Consider the following 25,632-nt stretch of genomic DNA (forward strand, 5'->3'; position numbering starts at 1 on the left):
TCAGTGGCCCGCCGTCAACGCTTGTTCGACCCGGTCCGCGGTCAGCACCGTCGGCAGCAGCTGTCCCTTGCCGCCTCCCCGCGGGAAGATCACGTACAGGGGCACACCCGGCGAATGGTAGTGCTTCAGGAACTTGGTGATGGCGGGGTCCTCGTTGGTCCAGTCGCCCTTCATGTAGACCGTGCCGGTGCGCTTGAGCAGGGCGCGGAACGTATCGGTGTCCAGTACGGCGTGCTCGTTGGCCTGGCAGGTGATGCACCAGTCGGCCGACATATCCACGAACACCGGGGTGCCGGCCGCGCGCAGTGCCGCCAGTTTCTGCGCGTTGTACGGCATCACGTCGGCACTTTCCGTGGCATGCGTGCCGGCACGGGCAGGCAGGCGGGCGAGCGCGTAAAGCGGCACGACCGTGAGCAATGCGAAGACCAGCACCCATGCACGGTTGCCGATGCTGCGATGGCGGCTTTTCTCGAACCACCACAAGCTCATCGCCAGCATGACTGCCGCGACCAGCAGCAGGCCCACGGCGTTGGCGCCGCGCTGGTTGGCCAGCACCCAGGCAAGCCAGACGGCGGCCAGGTACATCGGGAAGGCGAGAAACTGCTTGAGCGTCTCCATCCACGCGCCCGGCCTGGGCAACAGCCGGGCCAGCGCGGGTACAAAGCCGATCAACAGGAACGGCGATGCCAGTCCAAGGCCCAGCGCCACGAAGACCAGCAGGGCCAGTGCCGGTGGCGCAGTCAGCGCATAGCCCAGTGCCGGCCCCATCAGCGGGCCGGTGCATGGGCTGGCAACGACTACGGCAAGCACGCCCACGAAGAAGTCGCCACGCCAGCCTGGCTGATTGGCCAGCGAGCTGCCCACATTGCCCAGCGAACTGCCGAACTGCACCACGCCGGAAAGCCACAGGCCCGACGTCAGCATGACCAGGGCCAGCACTGCCACCACCATGGCGTGTTGCAGCTGTGTCCCCCATGCGGCCTTGAGCATGATCACGACCAGTCCCAGCACGATGAAGCTGGCCAGCACGCCCGCTGTGTACAGCAGGGCGTGGCGTCGGCGTCGCGCGGGGCTTTCGCCGCTTTCGATGACCGACACCGCCTTGATCGACAGCACCGGCAGGACGCAGGGCATCAGGTTGAGGATCAGTCCACCGCCCAGAGCCAGCAGAAGCGCGGCGATCAGGCCGGGACCCGCCGTAGTGGTCACGCTCGCGCCGGTCGCCGCGGTCGGATGCCCGGCCACTGGAGGCGTCGCCACGCCTTGGGCGATGGCGCCGCTGGTGAGGTCCACCGTCACCGTGCGGGTCATTCGCGGGTAACACACACCGCCGTCCTGGCAGCCCAGGAAGCTGGCCTGCAGGGTCAGTCTGCGATGGCCGGTGGTGTCGCCCTCGACCGGCACCGGCAGTTCCAGTTGCCCGAAATACACCGTGACATTGCCGTACTGGGCATCCTGGTGCGTCACGCCGCCAGCAGGCCAGGCCGGTGCGCCCAGGCGCAGGTTGCCGGCATTCAGCAACTGCAGGCTGATGTGGTTCTGGTAGACGTAGTAGTCCTTCGGCATCGTCCACTGCAGCAGCAGGTGGTGTGGGTCCTGCGCGACGGCACTGAACTGGAACGCCTGCGCGGCGGGCAGTGGGCGTCCCTCGCTGGGGCCCGGCGATGCGCCGTTCAGGCGACCCAGTGCCGCGCTGAGCGGGTTGTTGCCCGGCGCCCCGCCGGCATCGGGACTGGTAACGGGTGCGGCGGCCGGCAAGGGCAGGTCCAGCTGTTCGGTATGCGGCGGATAGCAGATCTTCGGTTCTACCTCATGGCAGCCCTGGAACTGCACGCTCAGGCGCAGCCGGGTCGTGCCGGGCGCTACCGTATACGGAATGGTGGCGTCGACGCTGTGATGATAGGTCTCCACCGGCCCTAGATAGGGGTCCACATGCTTGTCGCCGGCCGGTAACTGCGCCACGCCCAGGGTCACCCCGGGGCCGGCGGTGAACTTCATGCGGCCCCGATAGAGGTAGTAGTGCGGTGCGATGACCCAGTGCAGCTTCAGCACGCCCGGCGCGGACGCATCGGCGCTGAGCTTGTAGGCCTGGGTGACCGGCAGGATGTTGTCGCTCTGTGCGAGGGCGGCCGATGAACCCAGCAGAACGGAGCCCAGCAGAGCAGTCAGCAACAGCAGCGATCTGGCCCAGCGGCCGTGGAAAATCCGGCGCATTGCGACTCCAGCATGTTCTTGGGATAAGACCTGGATTATCGCCCAGCTTCGGCCCGATACCAGAATCCGGGCATCAGGTTTCCTCTCCCAGCAGCCTGCGCCGACCAGCGCCGAAGCGCAGCATGCCTGTGGCCAGGGCCACGCCGAGCAGGATGATCGCGCAGCCGCCGGCCATGACACTGGTGACCTTCTCGCCCAGGAAGATTGCTCCCCACAGCACGCCGAACACCGGAATCAGATACAGCACGACCATCGCGCGGTTCGAGCCGACGCGCGCCAGCAGGCGGTAGAACAGCACATAGGCCAGCGACGTGCAGGCGGCCGCCAGCAGGAAAAGCGCGGCCCATGCGCCGGGTGTTGGCATCCGCGCCGGCCAGAACCAGAGCGTCGCTGGCAGCAGCAGGATGGCTGCAGCGAACTGGCTGCCGGTCGCCACGGTCAGCGGCGACACGACCTGCAGGTGGCGATGGCTGTAGTGGGTGCCGAAGGTGTAGCAGACATTCGCCCCCACACAGGCGGCCATGGCCCAGCCGGTCGACGCGCCGCCGTGGCCGAAACCTAGTGTGCCGCCGATCAGCCAGACCACACCGGCCAGGCCGATCAACAGCCCGCAGGTTCGCGGTGCATCGAGCTTCTCGCCCAGCCACAGCCAGCCGGAAGCGGCCACCAGCAGGGGCGCGATCGTGTCGAAAATGGCGGACAGCCCGGCGGGCAGGCTTTGCGCGGCATAGGAGAACAGCACGAACGGCAGCGCGGAATTGGCGATACCCACCAGGGTCACTGCCCGCCAATGCGCGCGCAACTCCGCGCGGCGGCTGCGGGAGGCCAGCAGTGGCAGCGAATAGGCGGCGGCGACGATGGCGCGCATGCCCGCCAGCGCCACCCCGCCGAACTGGTTGGCGCCCATGCGCATGAACAGGAACGAGCCGCCCCACAGGGCACCAAGCAGCAACAACGCGGCAAGGTCGGACTTTTTCATGGCGTGGCTCGGGTATCCGGGGTGGATACCTTAAGGTGGGGTGCTGACAGAACCTGTCAGCAGTCTTGCTATCGGTAGGGCGTGTTGGCCGCAGCGCTCAGTCGACCGCCTGCCGGGCCCAGTCCAGGTAGGCGGCATGGCCACGCTCCACCGGCACCGCGATCAATTCCGGCACCTCGTAGGGGTGCAGCTCCAGCAGCCGGTTCCTGAGTGCCTCGAAGCGGCCGCCGGTGGTCTTGATCAGCAGCAGTTCCTCGGTGTCGGTGACCACCTCGCCCTGCCAGGCATAGGTGGACGACACCCCCGGAATGCGGTTGACGCAGGCGGCCAGCCGTTCGTCGACCAGCGCCGTTGCGAGCGCCAGGGCGCTGGTGGCGTCAGGGCAGGTGCAGTAGCAGAGTAGGACCGGTTCGGACATGGCGGCGTGGCGACGGGGCGGCGCACAAGATTAACGCTCCGGCCCTTGAAATGCCGTCCGCGCGCTCCATGTCCGTGTCAGGTCGATGGATCGGCCCCTTGCAGGGGCGTTTTGCATCATTACAATTGGCACTCGCTTCGGTGGAGTGCTAACAGCACGGTCCGAACCTCAACTTTTCCTCAACCTACTCATCAAGCTGGAGTCGTCATGAGCAAACTGCGTCCGCTGCACGATCGCGTCATCGTCAAGCGCCTGGAAGAGGAGCGCGTCTCCGCCGGCGGTATCGTCATCCCCGACAGCGCCACCGAAAAGCCGACCCGCGGCAAGGTCATCGCCGCCGGTACCGGCCGCATCATGGAGGACGGCAAGGTTCGTCCGATGTCGCTGAAGGAAGGCGACGTGGTGCTGTTCGGCAAGTACGCCGGCCAGGAAATCAAGATCGACGGCGAAGAGCTGGTCTTCCTGAAGGAAGACGACATCGTGGCCGTGATCGAAGGCTGATCGGGTTGAGCGCGTAGACCGCGCTCGCCAGTCGCCGGGCTCGCTTTCGAGACCAGCAACCCCTTTCCTTTATTTCGAAATTTTTGAGGCAGAAATTTTATGGCAGCCAAAGAAGTACGCTTCGGCGAAGACGCCCGCTCGCGCATCCTCAAGGGTGTGAACACCCTGGCCAACGCGGTCAAGGTCACGCTCGGCCCGAAGGGCCGCAACGTCGTGCTCCAGAAGAGCTTCGGCGCTCCGACGATCACCAAGGACGGCGTCTCCGTCGCCAAGGAAATCGAGCTGGCCGACGCCTACGAGAACATGGGCGCGCAGATCGTCAAGGAAGCCGCCTCCAAGACCTCCGACAACGCCGGTGACGGCACCACCACCGCCACCGTGCTGGCGCAGGCGTTCATCCGCGAAGGCCTGAAGGCCGTGGCCGCCGGCATCAACCCGATGGACCTGAAGCGCGGCATCGACAAGGCGGTGACCGCCGCCGTCGGCGAGCTGAAGAGCCTGTCCAAGCCGACCGCCGACGACAAGGCGATCGCCCAGGTCGGTACCATCTCGGCCAACTCCGACAGCGCCATCGGCGACATCATCGCCACCGCGATGAAGAAGGTCGGCAAGGAAGGCGTGATCACCGTCGAGGAAGGTTCGGGTCTGGACAACGAGCTGGACGTGGTCGAGGGCATGCAGTTCGACCGCGGCTACCTGTCGCCGTACTTCATCAACAACCAGCAGAGCCAGCAGGTCGAGCTGGATGACCCGTTCATCCTGCTGCACGACAAGAAGGTCTCGAACGTTCGCGAACTGCTGCCGATCCTCGAGGGCGTGGCCAAGGCCGGCAAGCCGCTGCTGATCGTCGCCGAGGAAGTGGAAGGCGAGGCGCTGGCGACCCTGGTGGTCAACACCATCCGTGGCATCGTGAAGGTTGCCGCCGTGAAGGCGCCGGGCTTCGGTGACCGTCGCAAGGCGATGCTGGAAGACATGGCGATCCTGACCAACGGCCAGGTGATCTCCGAGGAAGTGGGCCTGTCGCTCGAGAAGGCGACCATCGCCGATCTCGGCCGCGCCAAGAAGGTCGTGGTCACCAAGGAAAACTCGACCATCATCGATGGCGCCGGTGAAGCCGACAAGATCCAGGCCCGCATCGCGCAGATCAAGGCGCAGATCGAGGAGACCTCCTCCGACTACGACCGCGAGAAGCTGCAGGAGCGCGTGGCCAAGCTGGCCGGCGGCGTGGCTGTCATCAAGGTCGGTGCTGCCACCGAAGTCGAGATGAAGGAAAAGAAGGCGCGCGTCGAAGACGCCCTGCACGCGACCCGTGCGGCGGTCGAGGAAGGTGTGGTGCCGGGCGGTGGCGTTGCGCTGCTGCGTGCGCAGAAGGCCATCGAGAACCTGAAGGGCGACAACGAGGACCAGAACCTCGGCATCGCCATCACCCGTCGCGCCTTGGAAGCGCCGCTGCGCGAGATCGTCAGCAACGCCGGTGGCGAGCCGTCGGTGGTCGTCAACCAGGTCAAGGAAGGCAAGGGCAACTACGGCTACAACGCCGCCAACGGCGAGTTCGGCGACATGATCGAGTTCGGCATCCTGGACCCGACCAAGGTCACCCGTTCGGCCCTGCAGTACGCCTCTTCGGTTGCCGGTCTGGCGATCACCACCGAGGCGATGGTGGCCGAGCTGCCGAAGAAGGAAGAGCACAACCACGGTGCCCCGGGCGCCGGTGGCATGGGCGGCATGGGCGGCATGGATTTCTGATCCATCCGGTCCCGTCGTTCCAGAAGGAAACCCCGCTTCGGCGGGGTTTCTTTTTGGGGCGGTGTCGATGTGATTGGCGTCAACGGATACGCGGAGTGTCCATGGCTGTCTCAGGCGCTGGCGATCTGGCTGCCGACGAAGCGGCTCGACAAAAGGATCTTGACGAGAAAGTCGACCTGTTCGGGTTCACGAGCATCCACCTTCACGACCGGCAGGCGAAAGCCCTTCGTGATGAGATCGTTGCGGAATGCGTCAAGCCTGAAGCTTGGTACCAGATCGCTCCTCGTGACGCCTACCGCGAAGCTGGCGTGCGGAGCCAGCTTGGAAAACTCCTCCAGCATCAGTGCGGCGTAGGTCAGTTTCTGGGGTGAACACGCATTGACCAGAACGATGATGCCCATGGCGCCGTGGCAGACCATGGGCCACATGAAGTCGAGGTACTTCTGGCCGGGAACGCCATAAATGTGCAGCAATTCGCCGTCGTCCAGTTCGACCGTGCTGTAGTCCAGCGCCACCGTCGTGGTGAGCTTGCCATCGATCTGTTCGCTGCTCATCGGCATCTCGGTGCTCACCGGAGGGACGTCGGAGATGGACCGGATGGCGGTGGTTTTGCCAGCCCCAACATGACCAACGAAAACGAGTTTGTTCTGGTAATTATCCATGCTGCCGTCCGAATAACTTGAGTCCGAAGCGTTTTGCCACATTCATGAACGAGTGCGTCAGCGTTGCCTTGCCGGCCAGCGAGTGCACGTTGTGCCGGGATGGCGTCGTGACGGTGAGGCCACTCAGATGGGCTACCTGGATAAGTCGAGTGGCATCGGCCGGATCGATGCCGGTGGTCCGTGCCAGGCTGTCTGCGGTGGATCCGGAATACATCAGTTGCGCAATGGCTGGAAGCCATTGTGGCGGGCAATAGTGTGCGTCTAGCTCGGGCCATGCCGACAGCTGCACTGGGCGTGCATCGTCCCCTTTAGGCAGCGCGAATGTTTCGTGCGTGACGATACGCCACCAAAGCGATTCGATCGTCACCGTGTTGTACGCCTGTTCTGTCAGGCGGGTGTTGCAAGCCCTGGTATCGAGCGCCTTGGATGTCCAGTCATCGGCCATCGAGTGCGTGACGATGTCTTCCATGGCGGCTGGATCGGACAGTAGTACCAGGCCGGCACCCTGATCCACGATGAAAGAAGTGGTGCCGCGTGCAAAGGTCATGATGCCGTTGGCCAAGCGACTGCGGTCCAGAGCCTGCAGCAAGGGAGGAAGGAGCTTGCGTGCCTTTGTGCCCGACACGCTCACGATCGCGATCAACTGCTTGAGCGCGGTGGCGATATCCCTGACGGTCGCATTGAGCGGGAGCGACATCGACGAGGCCGGCCCGATACTGGTGACCCGGTTGAAAGTCAGTAAGGGCAATTTTGTGGACAACGCCGAACTGGCGGCGGAGCGGCCGTCGACGGAAGTCGTGTCGGCCACCAGGATGTCCGCAGGGGACGTGCCCCATGGCATCACGCTGACATCGAGCCGTTCGGCGGCGAGCAGGTTGCATGCGACCTTCAGCCGAGTGGCAGGCAGAATGTCCAGCCCGGCGATTGCGATGGCGGCCTTTGTGGTCATGTGGCGTGTCATGCGATGAGATCCGGAAACGCGTGGCCGCCTGGGCGGCCACGCGTTGATCGAAATTTCCGGATTGCGCCCGATCAGCTGAAATCCAGCGAGGATTCGTAGGCCTTCAGTTCATGGCGGGCCATGGCGAGGTTGGACTTGGCGCGATCCAGCACGACGTACAGGAACAGCTGCTCGTTGCTCTGCAGGGGGCGCAGCAGGTGATACTGCTTGCCGAGCGTAATGAGGATGTCTTCGATGGTGTCGTCCAGGTTCAGTTGAGAAGCGACACGGCGCTTTGCGCGCATCACTTCGGTGTTGCCGGCGGCGGCGACTTCCAGGTCGACGGAGCCGCCACCTGCGGTGGCGAGTGCCATGCCGCTGTCCGTGTCGACCAATGCCGCACCGACGAAGCCGGCGATGTCCGAAAGCTGCTCAAGATTGAATTTCGTCATGTTCTTTCCCGTTGATTGTCGATTTTGAAGGTCATAGCCACGGTTGCCGCCTATTGCGACAGTGCCGGAGCCGGTGTTTGTGGAGTGTCAGGCAGCTCTGGGAATCAGTGCGCTGACCCGCTGGGCGCAGTTGCGCGCAGCAAAAAGCAGGGACGCCAGGGCGGCGCGGGAATCGTCCATGGCGGCCAAAGTCATGGGGGTTGGACCGTTGATGCGAATAAGCACCATGTTTCCACCCGGGGTGCAGACGGTGGCGTACTCAGCCGAACGCATGCCGAGCTCGCGTGCCATGGTCTCGCCCAGGGTCAGGAATGAGTTGGTCATGGCGGCCAGTCGTCTGGGATCGGCGATGTTCGATGCCGTCCAGTTGCACACAGCCCTGCCATCCGCGGTGGACAAAAGAATCAGTGCGATGCCTGGCACTTGGTTCGACATGTCCTGGAATTCATGCATCACCTGATCTGCGTCGGGCAGCGATGCAGCATGTGACCGTGTGTGCATGGAGCTCCTGATTTTATGTGTGGTTGCCTGTTGCAATGCATTGCTCCTGGGCGGGGCTGTTCCTGGCTGGCAACATGGGTGTCGGGCGCATATCGATGCAACCAATACAGCCGCTTGGCGGTTGCGATGCTCTCGGTGGCGCGTAAACAAGAGCGACAAAGCGCTATTGCTTACCTGGGCTTCGGTGATGGCGCGCCTTCATTTAATGTGATGCGCATCACGAAAATGTGGGGCTAGACTAATGGGCGACGGGCCCGCTTTTCATAGGAGCCTTCTTAATTTGTAGTCCGGCGAGCCGTGCTGTAAGCGGTACGCCTACAGCAGATTTGAAAAAGACCTAGGCCCGTTTCGGGAGGCCGTGGGTGTGATCGCATACGTCGGCGCGGCGATCGATAAGGGGGCGACGCGTTGGTGCTGTCACGGTCCGGTACGTGCCGGGCGGTAACGGTAGTTATTGCGACCGCACTTCCTGGCGGGACTCATGTCCCAGGACGATGCCGATGTCCAGCACCCCGGCTGCGTTGCAACCAGGATGTGCGCAATCGGTGGGCGGCTTGCCAGTGGCCGGTGTGCCCTCAACGCAAAGGCGCTGCCGTGGCGGGGGCCGCGGCAGGAGTTGTCGCCGATGGCGTGGCCGGCAGTTGCAGCACGGCGTCGATCAGCCTGTCCAGCTTGCCTTTCATGCGCAGCAGCGCGGCGCTGGACATTTCGTTGTCGAGTTTTTGTTGCGCGGGCGTCTCGTGAATCGGCGGGGCGCCGGGCGCGCGGGTGAGCATGGCCAGCTGCGACACCAGCCGGGTCAGGGCGAAGTAGCCGTCGTTGTGGATGCCGGCGGCATCGAGCAGCATGCCGGGGAGCATCCAGGCGGCCACATCCTCGTGCACGGCCTTGCCGGGATGTCCCGGGTCGACCAACAGCCAGGTGCCCGGCTCGGCGAGCATGTTGCCGCCGTCGACGAAGCCGTCGGTCCGGTAGACGCCGGTCAGTGCAGGCAGGTGGTCGCCGTAGAACAGCAACAGGGTGGGGCGCTTGCGCCTGGCCACCATCGCGGCGAGGCGCCCCAGCTGCTGGTCCGCGTGCTGCATGTGATACAGGTAATTCTGAAGTTCGAGCTTGTCCCTGCCCTCGATGCCGGCAGGCACGGCAATGCGGTCGCGTGCAGCGGTGTCGGCGGGCGTGATGTCGTAGGGGCCGTGGGCTTCGATGCTGATGGCGAACAGGAACTGTGGCGGCCCGCTGTCCTTGAGCTGGCGCATGATCTGGTCGGTCATCGCGCTGTCGGCCATGTACTTGCCGTCGTTCGCTGCGTCGGCGGGGAAGTCGTTGCGCGAGATGAAGCGCTCGAATCCCAGGGCCTTGAACGCCACGTTGCGGTTCCAGAACGTGGGGTCGTTACCGTGGATCGCCACGGTCTGGTAGCCGTGAGCCCGCAGTGTGCGGACGATGCTGGGGACGACTTTCTGGTTGAGCTGCAGGTAAGGGAACTGCAGGTCGTCGAAATAACGCAGTGGCAGTCCCGTCAGCATCTCGAATTCGGTGCGGATCGTGCCGCCGCCGAAAGTCGGGACGCGCAGCGGGCCGCTGGCGCCCTCGGCGGCAAGTCGGCGCAGGTTGGGCGTCAGGTTCGCGTGCTGGTAACCGCGCAGGATCGACGGGTCGAAGAACGACTCGCTCTGGATCACCACGATATCCGGCAGTGCAGCAGCGGCTGCGGCCGGTTGCTCCATCTGCTGGCGAAGCGCAGGTCCGGTCTGGCCAAGCAGTTGCCTGACCGCGGCGGGGTCGGCCTTGCGCTTGGTGTGGCCGTACTGGATGTCGAACAGCAGCAGTGAGCTGATCAGGCCGGAATGGGTGGTGGTCGACGCGGCCGACCAGGGCTCCAGCCACAACACGCGGGCGTTGTAGATGCCGGCCCAGGCCGGATTTCCGGCCAGCAGCGTGCCGAGCAGTGCAGCCAGGATGGCGCCGCCGGCCAGCCGTTTGCCGCGTGTGCGGCGCTCGAAAAGCGGCGGCTCGAAACGCCACAGCGCGACCACCGCGGCGCCGCCGGCCAGCAGGGCGAGGTAGGGCCAGGGGCTATGTGGCAGATAGCCGGCCAGCAGGTGCACCCCGCCATGGCGCAACTGCCCGACCATGCGGAAGTCGGCCGGCATCAGCGGTGTGCCGAGGTTGGCCACCTTCAGCGCGTTGATGCCGTAGAGCACAGCCTGCAGCAGGCAGACAAGTCCGTACGACCAGAACAAGCGACGGCTGAGCGCAAGCAGAAGTCCGCCCAGCAGCAGGCCAGGAAGCGCATTGGCCAGCGGAAACCTGGGTTGCTGCAAAAGGCGCAGCGGAGCGACACCGGGATGGCCGTCCAGAAGTCCGGTAAGCAGTACGAAAACGACGAGCGTCACCGCCAGCAGCGCAGCGCGCGCCGGAAGCGAACGTGGATAGAAATGTCGTGAAGGCATGGATGTCCGGTGACCTTTCGGCAGGCGGCCGGACTGTAACGTGAGTGACATGAACCCGTTGTCGGGCGGCGTGCATCCGTTGCCGCGGGTTCAGATCGTGCCGAACCCGGCATGTATGGCTGGTACGTTGCCTTCGTGACCGGCAGGCTCGGCAGAGCAGGGGCGGCTGGATCAGGCGGCGTCGGCGAGCGTGCCGGAGTATTGCTGTGCGCCGGCTGCCGAAGTGCCCGGTTGCAGCAGTTCGCCATACCAGTGCAGCGAGCTGGCGAACGACGCCACTTCGCCGACGATCAGCAGTGCAGGTGCCGAGATCGCGTGGCGTTGTGCCAGTTCCGGCAGCTCGGCCAGCGAGCCGGTCAGGGTGCGTTGTTGCGGCATGGAGCCGTTTTCCACCAGTGCGAACGGGGTGGCGGCATCGCGCCCGTGGGTAAGCAGTTTCTCCGACACGGTATCGAGTCGGCCGACGCCCATGTAGAAGGCCAGGGTCTGGCGCTCGCGGGCCAGTGCCGGCCAATCGATGCGATCGAGGGAGTCCTTGCAGTGTGCGGTGACCAGCCGTACCGACTGTGCATGGTCGCGGTGGGTCAGTGGCACGCCAGCGTGCGCCGCGCAGGCAACGGCGGCGGTAATGCCGGGCACGACTTCGAAGGCGATGCCGTGGCGCTGCAGGAACTGCAGTTCTTCGCCGCCGCGGCCGAAGACGAACGGGTCGCCACCCTTCAGTCGTACCACGCGACTTCCCTTGCGTGCATGCTTCAACAGCAGGCCATGGATGTCGTCCTGCGGCGTGTGAACGCCGCCGCTGCGCTTGCCCACGGCGATGCGTTCGGCATCGCGTCGCGCCAGTTCGAGCACCGCCGCAGGTACCAGTGCGTCGTGAAGAATCACGTCGGCCTCGTTCAGTGCGCGCAACGCGCGCAGGGTCAGCAGGCCGGGATCGCCAGGGCCGGCGCCAACCAGGACCACGGAGCCGGGCGATGCTGCATGTGCCTGGGTTTCGAGCGCGGTCTGCAGCGTGTGTTCGGCCAGCGCCGGCTGTGCGGCGCGCAGCAGTGCACGCACCGGGCCGTCGTGCAGCCAGTCGTAGAACCGGCGGCGCTGTGCGAGGTCCGGGTGGCGATCACGGATGCGCGGTCGGTAACGGTGGGCCAGTCGTAACAGCGGGCCCCAGGCGGGATCGAGCAGGCCTTCGATCCGTTCACGCAGGCGGCGGGCCAGTGCGGGAGCCACACCTGCGGTGGAAATGGCGACCTGCAGCGGCGAGCGGTCGATCACGGCCGGCACCTGGAAGGTCGAGAGCGCCGGGTCGTCCACTACGTTCACCAGCCGACGCCGGGCGGTGGCTTCAGCGGCGATGCGCATGTTCAGCGGCCGGTCGCCGGTCGCCGCGATCACCATCCAGCTGCCCTTCTGCCAGTTGCGTTGATAGCGTCCGGGAAGATGCGTGATGCGCCCCTGCACGGCCCATTCGCCGAGAGTGTCAGTAAGTGTCGGGGCGCCGACGCTGACCCGCGCGCCGGCATCGAGCAGTGCCGCCGTTTTGCGCTCGGCCACCATGCCGCCACCCACCACCAGCACGGTGCGGTCAGTGAGATCGGCGAACAGGGGATAGAGCGGCATGGCGGCGGCGTTCGGGTGGAATGAGGCGGATCCACGTTACGGCATGACGCCGCGCGTACTGAAATGACCGCTATGAACGAGGTTATGCCGGGCCATCATGATCTCCGAAAGCCTAGGCTCAATAAGGATTCAAATGGATGGATAGACGTCCAAATTGTCGATGTGTTAAGGTCGCGTGCATGTTGCCCGGCATGGTGCCGGCACCTGGAGATACGTCATGCTGAAAATCATGTATAGCTATCCGCCGCGCACCATGTCCTGTCCGTGTTCCAAGCGTCGCGTCGATACCCCTCATTCACGCTCATCACTGGACAGGACATCATGACCCTCACCCAGCTCCGCTATATCGTCGCCATTGCAGAGGCCGGCCTGAACATCACCATGGCCGCCGAAAACGTCTACGCCACGCAGTCGGGCATCAGCAAGCAGCTCAAGCAGCTGGAAGGGGAGCTCGGCTTCCAGGTGTTCACCCGGCGCGGCAAGAGTCTCGACAGCATCACGCCGGCCGGCGCGCAGGTGCTGGAGCGGGCCCGCATCATCCTCAACGAATCGCACAACATTCGTGCCCTGGCGGCCAATCTGCGTGCGGAATCGCGCGGTGAACTGGCGCTGGCCACCACCCACACCCAGGCGCGTTTCGTGCTGCCCGAGCCGATCGCGCGGCTCAAGAAGCAGTATCCCGACCTCAGCGTGCATATCCGTCCGCAGGGCGAGAGCCGGGTGATCAGCCTGTTCGAAAGCGGCGAGGTCGACCTGGCCATCGTCAGCACCAGTGGGGCGCAGCCGGAGGGCGGCATCGCGGTGCCGCTGTATCGCTGGCGTCGACGTGCCGTGGTGCCGCGCGGGCATGCGCTGGCGAAGCTGAAGCGGCCGCTGCGGCTGGCCGATCTGGCCGATCTTCCACTGGTCAGCTACGAGTCCTCGCTGCAGCCGGAATCCTCGCTGCGCCGTGCGTTCGCCGCGGTCGGCCTGGAGCCGAACATCGCCTGCACCTCGGCCGATGCCGATCTGATCAAGACCTACGTGCTGGCCGGCCTGGGCGTGGGCATTCTCGCCGAGATGGCATTGGGAGACGCTGACGCGCGCGAGCTGGTGGTGCTGGATATCGACACCTTGCTGCCCGAATGCATCAGCTGGCTGGTGTTGCGTCGGGACCGCGTGCTGCGTAGTTATGTGGCGCAGCTGGCGCGCCTGGTCGCACCGCAGCTGGACGAGTCCGAGCTGCGCCGTGTGGTGGCCGGCCACGCCGCTCCGTCCTGGCCAAAGGCGCCACTGTGGCGCGAAAGCGGTTCGCGCGGCAGGCGTGCGGCGGCGGTCCACGCGGCCTGAGATCGTCGCGGGCACGGCGGTCCGCGTCCGTCAGTGCAGGCGTTGGCCGGTGCCGGCCAGCGCCTCCCCGGCGACTTGAAGAGAGTAGGGCGCGAATGCCCAAACGGTGCCTGCACGAGGTGCCGATGACACGTTCCGGTCGTCCAGGCCGGTGATGCGGCCACCCAGGTAAACCGGTCCGGTGTGCTGCAGCAGCTCGACGATGGCGGGGTGATGCCGGCTCATGCTGCCGTACAGCGACCGCGCTTCATGCAGGTGGTCGGGAAAGTAGATGTCGTCGATGTCGAGCTCGGCCAGCACGGTGCCGAGCGCATCGCAGAGTCCGATGCGCTCGCCGCGGTCCAGTGTGGCCGCGAATGCTTCGTCCACGTCCAGCGTGACCGGCCACGCCCATGGAGTGCCGTCGCGCAGCTGCATGCTACGCAGCACGCAGTCATAGTCCGTTCGGCCAAGAAAACCCTGTAGCGGAGCCAGTGTGCCATCGAGCAGCTGCCGTAGCGTGTGCTGCTGGCGCGCACGAAGCGTCCAGTGCTTGAGCGGCTTGTCGCTACGCAGGAAGCTGGCTTCAGACATCGAGATGGATGCCGCATTCGCGCTTGAGGCCGAAGAAGCGCGTGTCCTCTTCGCGCATGCCCGGTTCCCAGCGGCGCGTAGTGTGGGTGTCGCCGATCGATACGTAACCCTGGTCCCACAGTGGGTGATAGGGCAACTGGTGGCGGCGCAGATACATGCCGACGTCACGATCGGTCCAGTCGACGATGGGGTGCACTTTCCAGCGCTCCGGGCGCTTTTCGAGCACTGGTGCATCCGCGCGGCTGCGCGACTGCTGGCGTCGCAGGCCGGCGAACCAGGTGCCGGCGCACAGCGTGTCCAGCGCCTTGCGCATCGGTTCCACCTTGGCCAGCCGGTTGTAGCGGTCGAGTCCGTCGTGGCCCTGCGTCCACAGTTGGCCATGTCGGGCCTGCAGCCAGCCCGCGGACAGCTCGGGGCGCTCGACATGCAGGTTCAGCTTCAACCGGTCGGCGAGCTGGTCGATGAAGCGGTAGGTTTCTGGAAACAGGTAGCCGGTGTCGATCACGATGACCGGAATATCGGGGTGCTGCTGCGTGAGCAGGTGCAGCGAGACCGCTGCCTGGGCGCCGAAACTGGAGGAAAGCACGTGGGCGCCGGGAAGGTGTTCAAGCGCCCAGCGCACGCGCTCCTCGGCCGTCTGCGTCGTCAGCCAGTCTTCCAGCTCGTGGCGGGCGCGGCCGTCATGGCTTGCATCGGCAAGAGCGGGTGCGGCGTTCATGCGATCGTTTCCACCTCGATGGCATGGCGCGGTGGCGGCAGCAGATCGCTGCGGACGAGGAAGTCGCCAAAGTGCTCGGCGGCGTTCCGTTCAGCGGCGAAACGCGCGAACAACGCATCGAGTTCGGCCAGGATGGCGGCTTCGTCGATGTTTTCGCGCAGCGGACGGTTGAGTCGGCGACCGGCGAAATCGGCGCCCAGGCGCAGGTCGTAGCGACCCGGTGCACGGCCGACCAGTGCGATCTCGCCGAGATAGGGGCGCGAGCACCCGTTGGGGCAACCGGAAAGGCGCAGCAGGATCGGTTCGCCGAGCAGGCCGTGATGATCGAGTAAGGCTTCCAGCCTGGGCAGCAGCTCGGGCAGATAACGCTCGCTCTCCGCCATGGCCATGGCGCAGGTGGGCAGGGCCACGCAGGCAATGGCATGGCGGCGGATGCCGCTCTGCCGCAGGTAACCGTCGAGCCCGTGCTCGGCGACCAGTGCATCGATGCGCGCCCGCTCGTCGGCCGGCACGTTGGCGATGATCAGGTTCTGGTTGCAGGTCATGCGGAACTCGCCGCGATGGACTTCCGCAATGGCGCGCAGCCCGCTCAGCAGGGTTTGGCCGGGACGGTCGGCAAGGCGTCCGGACTCGATCTGCAACGTCAGGTGCCAGCGGCCGTTCGTGTCCTCGGTCCAGCCATAGCGGTCACCGTTATGGTCGAAGTGATATGGCCGCGACGGGGCCAGAGCAAAGCCCAGGCGTTCTTCCAGCTCGGCCTTGAAGGCAGCGAGACCCATCCGGTCGATGGTGTATTTCAGGCGCGCGTGGCGACGGTCTTCGCGGTTGCCGCGATCGCGTTGCAGCTCGACCACCGTGGTGGCGGTGTGCAGCAGCTGATCGGGCGTGACGAAGCCGATCACGCTGCCAAGCCGCGGATAGGTGCTGGAGTCGCCGTGGGTCGCGCCCATGCCACCGCCCACGGCCACGTTGAAGCCGAGCAGCGCACTGTCTTCGATGATGGCGACCAGACCGAGATCCTGCGCGAAGACGTCGGCGTCGTTGATCGGCGGCACAGCTACGCCGATCTTGAACTTGCGCGGCAGATAGGTGGGTCCGTACAGCGGCTCGCTTTCGGTGGCGGGTGCCGCCGCTTCACCACCGGCGACCTGTTCGCCATCCAGCCAGATCTCGTGGTACGCGCGGGTCTGCGGACGCAGATGGATGGCCAGCTTGGTGACCCACGCCTGGACCTGGTCGTGCGCGGCGGAGAGCAGCGGGTTCACGCTGGCGACCACGTTGCGGTTGACGTCGCCGCAGGCGGCCAGGGTGGTGATCAGGGCATCGTTCATCGCGGCGATGGAACGCTTCAGGTCGCGCTTGAGGATGCCGTGCAGCTGGAAGGTCTGGCGCGTGGTGATGCGCAGCGTGCCGTTGGCCCAGGTGCGTGCGATCTGGTCGAACGCCAGCCACTGCGACGGGCTAAGCACACCGCCGGCGATGCAGGCGCGGACCATGAACTGGTAGGCAGGCTCCAGCTTCTGCCGCCGGCGCTCCTCGCGCAGGTCGCGGTCGTCCTGCTGGTAGCTGCCGTGGAATTTCAGCAGCTTGTTGTCGTCTTCGCTGATGGCGCCGGTGACCGGGTCGCGCAGACCCTCGGCGATGCTGCCGCGCAGGAAGCGGCTGTTCGACTTGATCGTCTCCATGTCGGAAACAGACGCGGCGGATGGGGTATCGGTGCTGCTCATGGGGTGGGCTCAGTACACGTCGCGGGCGTAACGGCCCTGCTGGATGAGTTCGCCGAGCCAGGCATCGGCGTCTTCGGTGCTGCGGCCGCCGTGTTCGGCGACGATGTCGATCAGGGTGCGGTGCACGTCCTTGGCCATGCGGTTGGCATCGCCGCAGACATACAGGTGCGCGCCGCCGTCGAGCCAGGCGTAGAGTTCGCGGCCCTGTTCGCGCAGGCGATGCTGTACATAGATCTTGTCGGCCTGGTCGCGCGAGAAGGCCAGATCCAGACGGTGCAGCTGGCCCTGCTTGAGCGCCTGTTGCCATTCCACCTGATATAGGAAGTCGGAATGGAAGTGCGGGTTGCCGAACAGCAGCCAGTTGCGTCCGCTGGCGCCGCTTTCGACGCGCTCCTGCACGAACCCGCGGAAGGGGGCGACGCCGGTGCCGGGGCCGATCATCACGATGTCGCGGCTGCCGTCGGCGGGGAGCCGGAAACGCTCGTTGGATTCGATGAACACGGGGACGGTGTCGCCCTCGGCACGTTCGACCAGGTGGCGGCTGGCGGTACCCCAGCGTGCCTGTCCGTCGAACTGGTAGTCGACATGGGCCACGGTCAGGTGGGCTTCTTCACCCACCACAGCGGCGCTGGAGGCGATCGAGTACAGCCGTGGTGCCAGCGGCCGCAGCGCGGCGACCAGTTCGTCGGCACGCCATGCGGCCGGATGGCGCTGCAGCAGGTCGAGTAGCTGCCAGCTGTCGAACAGCCGGCCAAGGGCCTCGCGCGCTTCCGGTTGCAGCAAGGCCCGCAGCGCGTCGCTGTCGGCGCGCTCCGCATGCGCAGCGAGGAACGGACGGGTCAGTCGGGTCAGTTCGCGACGCTCGGCCAGCCAGCGGCGCAGTGGCAGCTCCTGGTCGTTCTGCCGGACCGCGGTGTCGCCGTCTAGACGGAGCGTGGCAAGCACGGCATCGACCAGCAGCGGCGACTGCACCGGCCAGATGCCGAGTGCGTCGCCCGGTGCATAGTGCAGACCGGAGCCTTCCAGCGACAGTTCGAGGTGCCGCACGTCGCGATCGCTGTCGCGGCCGGTGATGCGCTGGTTCAGAAGCACCGGCGCGGCAAAGGGGTGTTCGCGGGTCCAGCTGGCGCCGGCACGGGTCGGTCGCAGCGGCGTGACCGTGGCCATTGGCGTCTGGGTCCGGAGCTGCTCGCGGGCCTGCTGCAGGGCCTGGTCCAGCCAGGGCGAGGCGATCGTCTCCAGGTCGACGTCGGCATCGCCACGCGCGAACAGGCGCTGGCCGCCGAGTTCGGCAAGGCGTTCGTCGAGCTGCCGCCCGATCGCGCAGAACTGCGGATAGCTCGAATCGCCCAGACCGAGCACCGCGTAGTGCAGCTGGGCGAGTTTCGGTGCGCGCGTGCCGGCCAGGAAGTCGACCAGCGCGCGGGCATCGTCCGGCGGCTCGCCGTCGCCTTGGGTGCTGATCACGATGTACAGCAGGTGCTCGTTCTTCAGTTCGCGCAGCACATAGGCGTCGGCCCGCTGTATACGCACGGCCAGCCCGGAAGCTTCGGCCCGGCGGCCCAGGTCTTCGGCGAGCCGCTTGGCGTTGCCGGTCTGGCTGCCGTACAGCACGGTCAGTCGCTGCTGTGCGGTTGTCGCCAGCGCGACCGCGGGTTCGCTGTGCCCGCCATGTTCGGCCGGGCGCTGGACCGCCAGCCCGGCAAGGTAGCCGGACAGCCAGTGCAGCGAGGGTGCATCCAGCCCGTCGACCAGCTGGCGGGCCAGCTGCTGCTTGTCCTCGGAGAGTGCGGAAAGGAAGGCGGTCATCGCAGTGATGCTTTTGGACGGCTATTCGGTATTTCATCCTAGGCATGTCGCGACAGTAGCGAAAAGGACGGGATGGCATGCGGTTATGCCCGCAGCTCATGGACCCGGGGCGAACCGGCATAATGCCGGCATGACCCAGACGCCTGTCCCGTCCGCGCCGTTGCGCGACCTGATCAACGACCGCTATGCCGAGCTGATGGCCCGTTGCCGTGCTGCCGGGGTGCCCCTGCACGACGATGCCGGGGTGGCCGAGCGCATCCGGCGTACTTTGCTGGCCAGCGATTTCGCCTTCGAGGCCTGGCGAAGCCAGCCGACCCTGTTGTCGCCGCAGGGGCTGGAACGGCTGCGCTCGCATGCCGATGCCACCACCCGCGCCGCTGCGCTGAAATTGCCCGACGACGAAGCGGAGACGATGGCCGCACTGCGCCGGTTCCGTCACGCCGAGGCGCTGCGCCTGGTGTTCCGTGATGTCAACGGTCTGGATGACCTGCCGGAAACGCTGGCATCCACCAGCGTCTTGTACGAGGCGTTGCTGGATCTCGCCCTGCGCTGGTCTGAGCAGGCCGTTGCACAGCGCTATGGCCATGCACGCAGTGAGGACGGTGCGCTGCAGCGGCTGGTGGTGGTGGGTTTCGGCAAGCTGGGTGGTTCGGAGCTGAACTTTTCTTCCGATATCGACCTGGTGCTGGCCTATCCGCACGGCGGTCACAGCGACGGTTCGCGCCAGCTCGACAATGGCGAGTATTTCGTGCGACTGGGGCGGCAGCTGGTGCGTCTGCTGCACGAGCCGACCGTCGACGGCATCTGTGCCCGGGTCGACCTGCGCCTGCGGCCGTTCGGCAATGCCGGGCGTCTGGCCCTGCCGTTCAGCGCGATGGAGCAGTACTACCAGCGCGAAGGGCGCGACTGGGAGCGCTATGCCTGGATCAAGGCCCGTCCGGTGGCAGGCGACCTGGCGGCCGGCAAACAGCTGCAGGACATGCTGCGGCCCTTTGTCTACCGGCGTTATCTGGATTACACCGCTTTCGCCGGCCTGCGCGAGATGAAGATGCTGATCGACGCCGAGGTCGCCCGCAAGGACCTGGCCGACAATCTCAAGCTTGGCCCGGGCGGCATCCGCGAGATCGAGTTCATCGTGCAGCTCACCCAGCTGATCCGGGGCGGGCGCGAACCGTCGATGCGGGTGCGCGGCCTGCTGCCCGCGCTGGCAGCCTGCGAAGCCCGGGGCCACATTCCGGCCGCGCGCGCGAAGGCGTTGCGGGCCTCCTACCAGTTCCTGCGGCGGCTGGAGAATCGCGTCCAGATGCTGCGCGATGCGCAGACACACGATATTCCGGACGACGCCTTGAGCCGCGAACGCATCGCGCAGGGTCTCGACTACCCGGCCTGGGAGCCGCTGGAGGATGAGCTGGCGCGCCATCGAGAGATGGTTGCCAGTGAATTTGCCGAAGTGCTGGTTCCGCATGGCGGACGCACGGCCAGCGTGCCGGCGGAGGATGCGGCGCTGTGGCGTCAGGCCTGCGACGAGTCGCTGGATGCCGGCACCATGGCGGCCAGCGGGTTTGCACCTGGCGACGACGCAGCCTCAGCACTGCTCAAGCTGCCGCAGGCGGCGCCGGTGCGGGCGATGTCGGCGCGTTCGCGTGAACGACTGGATCATTTGATGCCGCAGCTTATTGCCGCGGCGCGCGTCACCGATGCGCCGGTGGCCTGTCTGTTGCGCCTGTGTCGCTTGGCGCAGGCGGTGGCGCGACGCTCCTCCTATCTGGCCTTGCTGGAGGAAAAGCCGGCCGCGCGCAAGCGTCTGGCGACCCTGTTCGCCGACAGCGCCTTCCTGGCCGAACGGGTGATCGCGCAGCCGCTGCTGCTGGACGATGTGCTCGATCCGCGCATCGAACAGCTGCCGCTGAAGCGCACGGACATCGGTGCTGAACTGTCGCGGGTGCTGACCACGCTGGACGAGCGCGAGGCCGAGGCTGAACTGGAGCGCATCACCGAGTTTCGATCGTCCATCGCTTTCCGTCTCGGTCTGGCGTTCAACGACGGACGGGCGGATGCGGTGGCCACGGCACGCCGGCTGGCGATGCTGGCCGAATCGGTGGTGGTGGCGGTGACCGCGCTGGCCGAGCGTGAGCTGGCGGTACAGCACGGTCGCCTGCCGGGCGAGGGCTCGGGCTTCGCTGTTCTCGGCTACGGCAGCCTCGGTGGCGAGGAGCTTGGTTTCGCCTCCGACCTGGACCTGGTGTTCGTCTATGACGGTCGCCGGGCACAGGCGATGAGCGACGGTGCGAGACCCATCGAAGGCTCGCGCTGGTACCAGCGCCTGGCCCAGCGCGTGATGAACTGGCTGACCATGCAGACACGGGCGGGGCAGCTGTACGAGGTCGATACCCGGCTGCGTCCGGATGGTTCCAAGGGCCTGCTGGTAAGCAGTCTGGATGCGTTCGTGGCCTATCAGCGCAGCCGCGCGTGGACATGGGAGCATCAGGCCCTGCTGCGTGCCCGCCCGGTGGCCGGCGATGCCGGGTTGAATGCAGCGTTGTCGGAGGTGCGCCGCGACGTGCTCGGCGTGCCGCGTACGCTGGCCTCGGTGTTTGACGAGGTGAGTCAGATGCGTCGCCGCTGGCGTGCCGAGCGCGACCGTTCCGACCTGGTACGGATCGATCTCAAGCAGGGGCACGGTGCCCTGCTCGATATCGAGTTCGCGCTGCAGGGGCTGGCGCTGGCGCATGCCGCACGGCACCCGGCGCTGCTGGGTGTCACCGCCAACGCCGCACTGATCGCAGCCTGCCGTGATGCGGAACTGCTGGATGCCGCGCAGGCGCAGGTGCTGGCCGGTGCCCACGCGGAGCTGCTTCGCCGTGCCCTGACCTGCACGCTCGACCTGCGTTCGCGGATCGCATTGCGTGACGCCACGCTCGACCGCCTCTGTGGTGACGTGCGCGACGTGGTGGCTGCCCTGGGTTTCGCGTTCGATTGAGCCGCGTGGCTTGCGGCGGTCTCAGTCGTTGTCTGGGCGATGGTCGGGCAACGGTATGCCAAGGCGCTGCACCAGCTGCGCCGCTATATCGGCGGTTTCGCGGAGCGGAGGTGGTGACGGTGATGTAGCCTTATCGTCCCGCTTGTGCCCGCCCCGGTCATGACCTTCCAACTCATGCAGCAGTCCGGCCTCGTGCAGGGCGCGATGAAAGTGTGCCAATTTGCTCGTCGGCGCGGTCGGCGTGAAGGTTTCTACCGGACAGCCCACCGCACAGGCCTCGCTCAGCATGTTGACCGAATCGGGCGTGATGACCAGGCGATCGGCCCAGGCCAGGACGCCCGGGTAGGGGTTGGCGCCATCTCCGGGCCCCGACCAGCGAAGGCCGGGAATGCCCTCAAGCATGGATCGCATGGACTGCATGGCGGCGGCCGGGGTCCGGCGCGAGGCCACCACCAGCAGACTGCCGCCTTCGCGTTGCCAGCGTTCGCGCAGGCGCTGCGCGAGGCGCTGTGCGTAGTCGCCATCAATGGCGAGCTCGCGGCGTGGGCCGCCCAGGAATACGCCCACCCGTGGTTGCGGCAGGTCACCGAACTGTGCGTATGACGCGTGCGCGTCGGCCAGCCAGGCATCGTCGATCGGATTCATCGAGCCGAGCGGGTTGAGCACGTTCGGTCCGGTCAGTCCGTCATGCCGTGGTGCGATGACGATGTCCCAGTCGGCGGGGTCGATCCGTGGGTCGAGGATCTGCACGGTGCGGGTATGGCCGGCCGACAGCGGGCGCAACAGTCGCGTGAACAGGGCGGCGCTGCGGCCGCAGCCGATGGCAACGACGGGCCATGGCGCCGAGAAGCTCGCGCGCTGGTGTGGCGGCAGGATCAATGGCAAGCCGTTGATCAGGCGGGGGGCCAGCCACGACCAGGGCGGACGGGGTTCCAGTATGAGGTGGCGTATCGGCAGGCCGAGCCGCTCGGCCAGCGCCAGTGCCTGTCGCTGGTTGCCGGCCGCATGGTCGGTGATCGCCCAGCACTCGTTGCGCAGGCCCTTCATCCGCAACCGCCGGGTGTCATTGTTGACGCCATGTGCACGCTACGTTTCGTCCAGCGGGGTCTACGATGCATGGCGATACCTTTAAACTGCGGTGATCGCGCCACCCGGCGCGCCATTCGAAGAAAGGATACCCATGCGCGAGATGCTTTCCGAGGCCGCCCTCGATCAGTTGTTCCGCGAAGCGCGTACTTTCAACGCCTGGCTTCCGAAGGATGTCGGCGACGAGCAGCTTCAAGCGCTTTATGACCTGGCCAAGTTTGGCCCCACCAGCGCCAATTCGTCGCCGATGCGGGTGGTGTTCGTGAAATCGAAGGCTGCGAAGGAAAAGTTGTCGCCGTTTCTTTCCGAAGGCAACCGCGCCAAGACCATGGCTGCGCCGGTCACCGCCATCGTGGCGCAGGACCATGCCTTCCACGAGAAGCTGCCACAGCTGTTCCCGCATGCCGATGCGAAGAGCTGGTTCGAAGGCAACCAGTCACTGATCGATATCACCGCGTTCCGCAACGCCTCGCTGCAGGGCGCGTACCTGATGCTTGCCGCACGTGCGGTCGGGCTCGATTGCGGCCCGATGTCCGGTTTCGACAATGCCGGCGTGGATACGGCGTTCTTCGCCGGCACGCAGGTCCGCTCGAACTTCCTGATCAACATCGGCTATGGCGATGCCAGCCGCGACCTGTTCCCGCGCAGTCCGCGCCTGTCGTTCGACGAGGCCTGCCGGATCGATTGATTGTCCCGGGTACAGACGCCGGATGGTCGACGCCTGGCCTTTTTCTGATCGCACCGGCGACGGTGCGTTTCCACTCGTTCTGGAGAGATTCCCATGCGTATGCTTCGTTACGTGCTGTTGGCCGGGCTGCTTGGTGCCGCGGTTTCGGTGCAGGCCGCCCCGACCACCTACAAGCTCGATCCCAACCACACCATGGTGCTGTTCAGCTGGAGCCACTTCGGCTTCTCGCACCCCACTGCCGACATCGGCATTTCCCAGGGCACACTGGTATATGACCCACAGGACCCGGCCAAGTCCTCGGTCGACGTGACCATGCCGCTCAGCCTGCTCGATACCCACGTGCGTGCGCTCGACAAGCACCTGAAGGAAGCGACCTTCTTCAATGCCGAAAAGTACCCGGTCATCACCTTCAAGAGCACCCAGGTGAAGCCGCTGGGCGACAACCGTTTCGAGGTCATCGGCAACCTGACCGCGCACGGCGTCACCAAGCAGGTCGAACTGATGGCCCATCTGAACAAGATCGGCATGCACCCGATGCTCAAGGCCCAGGCGATCGGCTTTGATGCGACGGGTACGCTGAAGCGGTCCGACTTCGGTGTCGGCGCCTATGTGCCGATGGTCAGCGACCAGATCAAGCTGCGCATTACTACCGAGGGTTCGGTGCCCAAAGCGGCCCACTAAACGGTTCATGACCGTGTCCGGCCCGCGCCATTCATGGCGCGGGCCTTTTTGTGCGGATGGCTTTGGGGTGCCCGTGTGGCCTGCTACCATGCAGCATCCCCTTTCTTCCGGAGCCATGCCCATGTCGCGCACCTCATCCGCGGCAGCCACGCCGATCCCGGCGAGTGCCGAAAATCGTTACGAAGTGACGCGCGCGGACCTTCCGTTGTCCTGTCCGATGCCTGGCATGGCGTTGTGGAACGCACATCCCAAGGTCTATCTGCCGATCGTCGAGGACGGTGGCGAGAGCGTATGTCCTTATTGCGGCGCGCATTACCTGCTGCGCGATTGAACTTTCCAATGTAGTTTGTCCGGCTTGCGCAGGTTTGACGCGCTGACGGCACGATTCGTGCATATTCCTAGAGATGAGGATGTCCACACAGGAATCCATGTCAGCCGTCGCCGCGCCTGCCAGGACGTTGACCGTTGTCCAACTGCTTCCGGCTCTGCACTCGGGTGGTGCGGAGCGTTCGGCGTTGGAAGTGGCCCGCATCCTGGTGCAGGCAGGTCATCGCTCGGTGGTGATCTCGGCGGGCGGCCGCCTGGCGGCGCAGCTCGAGGCCGAGGGTAGCGAACACATCACCCTGGATATTGGCCGCAAGTCGCTGCGTGCGTTTGCCCGTATCGGCCCGCTGCGGCGCGTTTTGCAGGAACTGCGCCCGGACATCGTGCATGCCCGTTCCCGCCTGCCTGCCTGGCTGGGCTGGTGGGCACTGAAGGGGCTGAAGCCGCGGCCGCATTTCATTACCACCGTGCACGGCATGAATTCGCCCGGGCAGTACAGTTCGATACTGTTGCGCGGCGAACGGGTCGTGGTGGTATCGCAGACCCTGCGAGACTATGTCCTCAGCCATTACACGTGGCTGGATCCGACGCGTGTGCGGGTGATTCCGCGCGGGATCGACCCAGCCGCCTTTCCCTACGGTCACCGTCCCGACGATGCCTGGCAGAAGGCGTTTTTCGCCGACTACCCCGCCTTGGCCGGTGCGCCGTTGCTGACGCTGCCGGCACGCGGTACCCGCCTGAAAGGTCACCGCGATGCGATCGAGCTGGTGGCTGCGTTGCGCCAGCGTGGTATCGATACGCGCTTGCTGCTGCTCGGGGTCATCGAACCCGGCCGCGAGGCCTACGTCGAGGAGTTGCGCGAGCTGGCACGCAGCTGCAAGGTCGCCGACAAGGTCGTGATGACGCCGGCGCGGGCCGATGTGCGCGACATCTACGCGATCTCGGCCTTGGTGCTGCAACTGTCCAACAAGCCCGAGTCCTTCGGCCGTACCGTGATCGAGGCACTGTCGCTGTGCCGACCCGTGCTCGGCTATGCCCACGGCGGCGTCGGCGAGCTGCTGGCCGAACTGTATCCGGCGGGCCGGGTGCCGCCGGGTGACCGCGAGCGGCTGGTCGAACGCGCCGCCGAGCTGCTGCGCGTGGCGCCGCCGATTCCGTTGCTGCAGAACTATCGGCTTTCCGATATGCAGCAGTCCGTGCTGGCGCTGTACGAGGAAGTGGCTGGCTGAGC

Annotated in this window: 22 protein-coding genes; 8 read left to right on the forward strand and 14 right to left on the reverse strand. The window is 65.9% G+C overall.

Annotated elements, in window-relative coordinates; translation table 11 throughout:
- The 3 genes from RA164_RS02210 to cutA all read right to left on the reverse strand — a co-directional run bounded on the left by RA164_RS02210 (position 1) and on the right by cutA (position 3,611).
- Positions 1–2,214: a protein-disulfide reductase DsbD family protein gene (locus RA164_RS02210; RefSeq protein ID WP_329742354.1), complete on the reverse strand. Its 2,214-nt coding sequence runs from the start codon at positions 2,212–2,214 to the stop codon at positions 1–3.
- Between the two features lie 73 nt (positions 2,215–2,287).
- Positions 2,288–3,193, reverse strand: a complete 906-nt coding sequence (locus RA164_RS02215) for a DMT family transporter (RefSeq protein WP_329742355.1) — start codon at positions 3,191–3,193, stop codon at positions 2,288–2,290.
- A gap of 97 nt (positions 3,194–3,290) precedes the next feature.
- Entirely contained in the window at positions 3,291–3,611 is a 321-nt protein-coding gene (gene cutA, locus RA164_RS02220; RefSeq protein WP_329742356.1) for a divalent-cation tolerance protein CutA, read from the reverse strand.
- Positions 3,612–3,818: 207 nt separating this feature from the next.
- Here cutA and groES point away from each other — a divergent pair, with 207 nt between their 5' ends.
- Positions 3,819–4,112 (forward strand): co-chaperone GroES, encoded by a 294-nt coding sequence (gene groES, locus RA164_RS02225; RefSeq protein WP_329742357.1) that lies wholly within the window; start codon positions 3,819–3,821, stop codon positions 4,110–4,112.
- A 99-nt stretch (positions 4,113–4,211) separates the two neighbouring features.
- Positions 4,212–5,858: a chaperonin GroEL gene (gene groL / locus RA164_RS02230; RefSeq protein WP_329742358.1), complete on the forward strand. Its 1,647-nt coding sequence runs from the start codon at positions 4,212–4,214 to the stop codon at positions 5,856–5,858.
- 110 nt (positions 5,859–5,968) lie between these two features.
- Here groL and RA164_RS02235 read toward each other — a convergent pair whose 3' ends face one another.
- From RA164_RS02235 to cysG, 6 genes are all read right to left on the reverse strand, one after another.
- Positions 5,969–6,520 (reverse strand): GTP-binding protein, encoded by a 552-nt coding sequence (locus RA164_RS02235; protein WP_329742359.1) that lies wholly within the window; start codon positions 6,518–6,520, stop codon positions 5,969–5,971.
- Entirely contained in the window at positions 6,513–7,481 is a 969-nt protein-coding gene (locus RA164_RS02240) for a hypothetical protein (RefSeq protein WP_329742360.1), read from the reverse strand. Before RA164_RS02240 ends, RA164_RS02235 begins: the two co-directional genes overlap by 8 nt.
- Before the next feature lie 71 nt (positions 7,482–7,552).
- Positions 7,553–7,912: a roadblock/LC7 domain-containing protein gene (locus RA164_RS02245; RefSeq protein WP_329742361.1), complete on the reverse strand. Its 360-nt coding sequence runs from the start codon at positions 7,910–7,912 to the stop codon at positions 7,553–7,555.
- Positions 7,913–7,999: 87 nt separating this feature from the next.
- Positions 8,000–8,365 (reverse strand): roadblock/LC7 domain-containing protein, encoded by a 366-nt coding sequence (locus RA164_RS02250; RefSeq protein ID WP_329742362.1) that lies wholly within the window; start codon positions 8,363–8,365, stop codon positions 8,000–8,002.
- A 623-nt stretch (positions 8,366–8,988) separates the two neighbouring features.
- Positions 8,989–10,866, reverse strand: a complete 1,878-nt coding sequence (locus RA164_RS02255; RefSeq protein WP_329742363.1) for an LTA synthase family protein — start codon at positions 10,864–10,866, stop codon at positions 8,989–8,991.
- Between the two features lie 171 nt (positions 10,867–11,037).
- Positions 11,038–12,486: a siroheme synthase CysG gene (gene cysG, locus RA164_RS02260; RefSeq protein WP_329742364.1), complete on the reverse strand. Its 1,449-nt coding sequence runs from the start codon at positions 12,484–12,486 to the stop codon at positions 11,038–11,040.
- A gap of 321 nt (positions 12,487–12,807) precedes the next feature.
- Here cysG and RA164_RS02265 point away from each other — a divergent pair, with 321 nt between their 5' ends.
- Positions 12,808–13,815 carry a LysR substrate-binding domain-containing protein gene (locus RA164_RS02265; protein WP_329742365.1) on the forward strand — a complete coding sequence of 336 codons (1,008 nt, stop codon included), beginning with the start codon at positions 12,808–12,810 and terminating at the stop codon, positions 13,813–13,815.
- A 30-nt stretch (positions 13,816–13,845) separates the two neighbouring features.
- On the opposite strand, the gene RA164_RS02270 is transcribed toward RA164_RS02265, so the two are convergent.
- From RA164_RS02270 to RA164_RS02285, 4 genes are read right to left on the reverse strand one after another with little or no spacing between them, the layout of a single operon-like run.
- Positions 13,846–14,388, reverse strand: a complete 543-nt coding sequence (locus RA164_RS02270) for a bifunctional sulfate adenylyltransferase/adenylylsulfate kinase (RefSeq protein WP_329742366.1) — start codon at positions 14,386–14,388, stop codon at positions 13,846–13,848.
- The gene (locus RA164_RS02275; RefSeq protein WP_329742367.1) at positions 14,381–15,106 is read right to left on the reverse strand and encodes a phosphoadenylyl-sulfate reductase; all 726 of its coding nucleotides are present in this window, start codon (positions 15,104–15,106) and stop codon (positions 14,381–14,383) included. The genes RA164_RS02270 and RA164_RS02275 overlap by 8 nt, the downstream gene beginning before the upstream one ends.
- A complete protein-coding gene (cysI, locus tag RA164_RS02280; RefSeq protein ID WP_329742368.1) occupies positions 15,103–16,833 on the reverse strand; it encodes an assimilatory sulfite reductase (NADPH) hemoprotein subunit in 1,731 nt (576 codons plus the stop codon). Before cysI ends, RA164_RS02275 begins: the two co-directional genes overlap by 4 nt.
- Before the next feature lie 9 nt (positions 16,834–16,842).
- On the reverse strand, positions 16,843–18,651 hold the full coding sequence (locus RA164_RS02285; protein ID WP_329743460.1) for an assimilatory sulfite reductase (NADPH) flavoprotein subunit: 1,809 nt from the start codon (positions 18,649–18,651) through the stop codon (positions 16,843–16,845).
- 121 nt (positions 18,652–18,772) lie between these two features.
- Here RA164_RS02285 and glnE point away from each other — a divergent pair, with 121 nt between their 5' ends.
- Entirely contained in the window at positions 18,773–21,622 is a 2,850-nt protein-coding gene (glnE, locus tag RA164_RS02290; protein ID WP_329742369.1) for a bifunctional [glutamate--ammonia ligase]-adenylyl-L-tyrosine phosphorylase/[glutamate--ammonia-ligase] adenylyltransferase, read from the forward strand.
- A 21-nt stretch (positions 21,623–21,643) separates the two neighbouring features.
- Here the strand turns inward: glnE and RA164_RS02295 are convergent, their stop codons facing one another.
- A complete protein-coding gene (locus RA164_RS02295) occupies positions 21,644–22,669 on the reverse strand; it encodes a mitochondrial fission ELM1 family protein (RefSeq protein WP_329742370.1) in 1,026 nt (341 codons plus the stop codon).
- Between the two features lie 133 nt (positions 22,670–22,802).
- Between RA164_RS02295 and RA164_RS02300 the strand changes: the two genes are divergently transcribed.
- The 4 genes from RA164_RS02300 to RA164_RS02315 all read left to right on the forward strand — a co-directional run bounded on the left by RA164_RS02300 (position 22,803) and on the right by RA164_RS02315 (position 25,630).
- Positions 22,803–23,396: a malonic semialdehyde reductase gene (locus RA164_RS02300; RefSeq protein ID WP_329742371.1), complete on the forward strand. Its 594-nt coding sequence runs from the start codon at positions 22,803–22,805 to the stop codon at positions 23,394–23,396.
- A 93-nt stretch (positions 23,397–23,489) separates the two neighbouring features.
- Complete coding sequence (locus RA164_RS02305) at positions 23,490–24,077, forward strand: YceI family protein (protein WP_329742372.1); 588 nt, start codon at positions 23,490–23,492, stop codon at positions 24,075–24,077.
- Between the two features lie 121 nt (positions 24,078–24,198).
- Positions 24,199–24,408: a zinc-finger domain-containing protein gene (locus RA164_RS02310; protein WP_329742373.1), complete on the forward strand. Its 210-nt coding sequence runs from the start codon at positions 24,199–24,201 to the stop codon at positions 24,406–24,408.
- Positions 24,409–24,505: 97 nt separating this feature from the next.
- The gene (locus RA164_RS02315; protein ID WP_329742374.1) at positions 24,506–25,630 is read left to right on the forward strand and encodes a glycosyltransferase; all 1,125 of its coding nucleotides are present in this window, start codon (positions 24,506–24,508) and stop codon (positions 25,628–25,630) included.
- The last annotated feature ends 2 nt before the right edge of the window (positions 25,631–25,632 follow it).

This window comes from Dyella sp. A6 (assembly GCF_036320485.1).
In the GTDB taxonomy this organism is placed as follows: Bacteria; Pseudomonadota; Gammaproteobacteria; order Xanthomonadales; family Rhodanobacteraceae; genus Rhodanobacter_A; species Rhodanobacter_A aluminiiresistens.

Coding starts and splice junctions, on each gene's coding strand:
- RA164_RS02215 (WP_329742355.1), bottom strand. CDS start 3,193: ATGAAAAAGTCCGACCTTGCCGCGTTGTTGCTGCTTGGTGCCCTGTGG.
- groL (WP_329742358.1), top strand. CDS start 4,212: ATGGCAGCCAAAGAAGTACGCTTCGGCGAAGACGCCCGCTCGCGCATC.
- RA164_RS02295 (WP_329742370.1), bottom strand. CDS start 22,669: ATGAAGGGCCTGCGCAACGAGTGCTGGGCGATCACCGACCATGCGGCC.
- cutA (WP_329742356.1), bottom strand. CDS start 3,611: ATGTCCGAACCGGTCCTACTCTGCTACTGCACCTGCCCTGACGCCACC.
- RA164_RS02275 (WP_329742367.1), bottom strand. CDS start 15,106: ATGAACGCCGCACCCGCTCTTGCCGATGCAAGCCATGACGGCCGCGCC.
- RA164_RS02210 (WP_329742354.1), bottom strand. CDS start 2,214: ATGCGCCGGATTTTCCACGGCCGCTGGGCCAGATCGCTGCTGTTGCTG.
- RA164_RS02240 (WP_329742360.1), bottom strand. CDS start 7,481: ATGACACGCCACATGACCACAAAGGCCGCCATCGCAATCGCCGGGCTG.
- glnE (WP_329742369.1), top strand. CDS start 18,773: ATGACCCAGACGCCTGTCCCGTCCGCGCCGTTGCGCGACCTGATCAAC.
- RA164_RS02255 (WP_329742363.1), bottom strand. CDS start 10,866: ATGCCTTCACGACATTTCTATCCACGTTCGCTTCCGGCGCGCGCTGCG.
- groES (WP_329742357.1), top strand. CDS start 3,819: ATGAGCAAACTGCGTCCGCTGCACGATCGCGTCATCGTCAAGCGCCTG.
- RA164_RS02315 (WP_329742374.1), top strand. CDS start 24,506: ATGTCAGCCGTCGCCGCGCCTGCCAGGACGTTGACCGTTGTCCAACTG.
- RA164_RS02265 (WP_329742365.1), top strand. CDS start 12,808: ATGACCCTCACCCAGCTCCGCTATATCGTCGCCATTGCAGAGGCCGGC.
- RA164_RS02245 (WP_329742361.1), bottom strand. CDS start 7,912: ATGACGAAATTCAATCTTGAGCAGCTTTCGGACATCGCCGGCTTCGTC.
- RA164_RS02310 (WP_329742373.1), top strand. CDS start 24,199: ATGTCGCGCACCTCATCCGCGGCAGCCACGCCGATCCCGGCGAGTGCC.
- RA164_RS02305 (WP_329742372.1), top strand. CDS start 23,490: ATGCGTATGCTTCGTTACGTGCTGTTGGCCGGGCTGCTTGGTGCCGCG.
- RA164_RS02270 (WP_329742366.1), bottom strand. CDS start 14,388: ATGTCTGAAGCCAGCTTCCTGCGTAGCGACAAGCCGCTCAAGCACTGG.
- RA164_RS02250 (WP_329742362.1), bottom strand. CDS start 8,365: ATGCATGAATTCCAGGACATGTCGAACCAAGTGCCAGGCATCGCACTG.
- RA164_RS02235 (WP_329742359.1), bottom strand. CDS start 6,520: ATGGATAATTACCAGAACAAACTCGTTTTCGTTGGTCATGTTGGGGCT.
- cysG (WP_329742364.1), bottom strand. CDS start 12,486: ATGCCGCTCTATCCCCTGTTCGCCGATCTCACTGACCGCACCGTGCTG.
- cysI (WP_329742368.1), bottom strand. CDS start 16,833: ATGAGCAGCACCGATACCCCATCCGCCGCGTCTGTTTCCGACATGGAG.
- RA164_RS02300 (WP_329742371.1), top strand. CDS start 22,803: ATGCGCGAGATGCTTTCCGAGGCCGCCCTCGATCAGTTGTTCCGCGAA.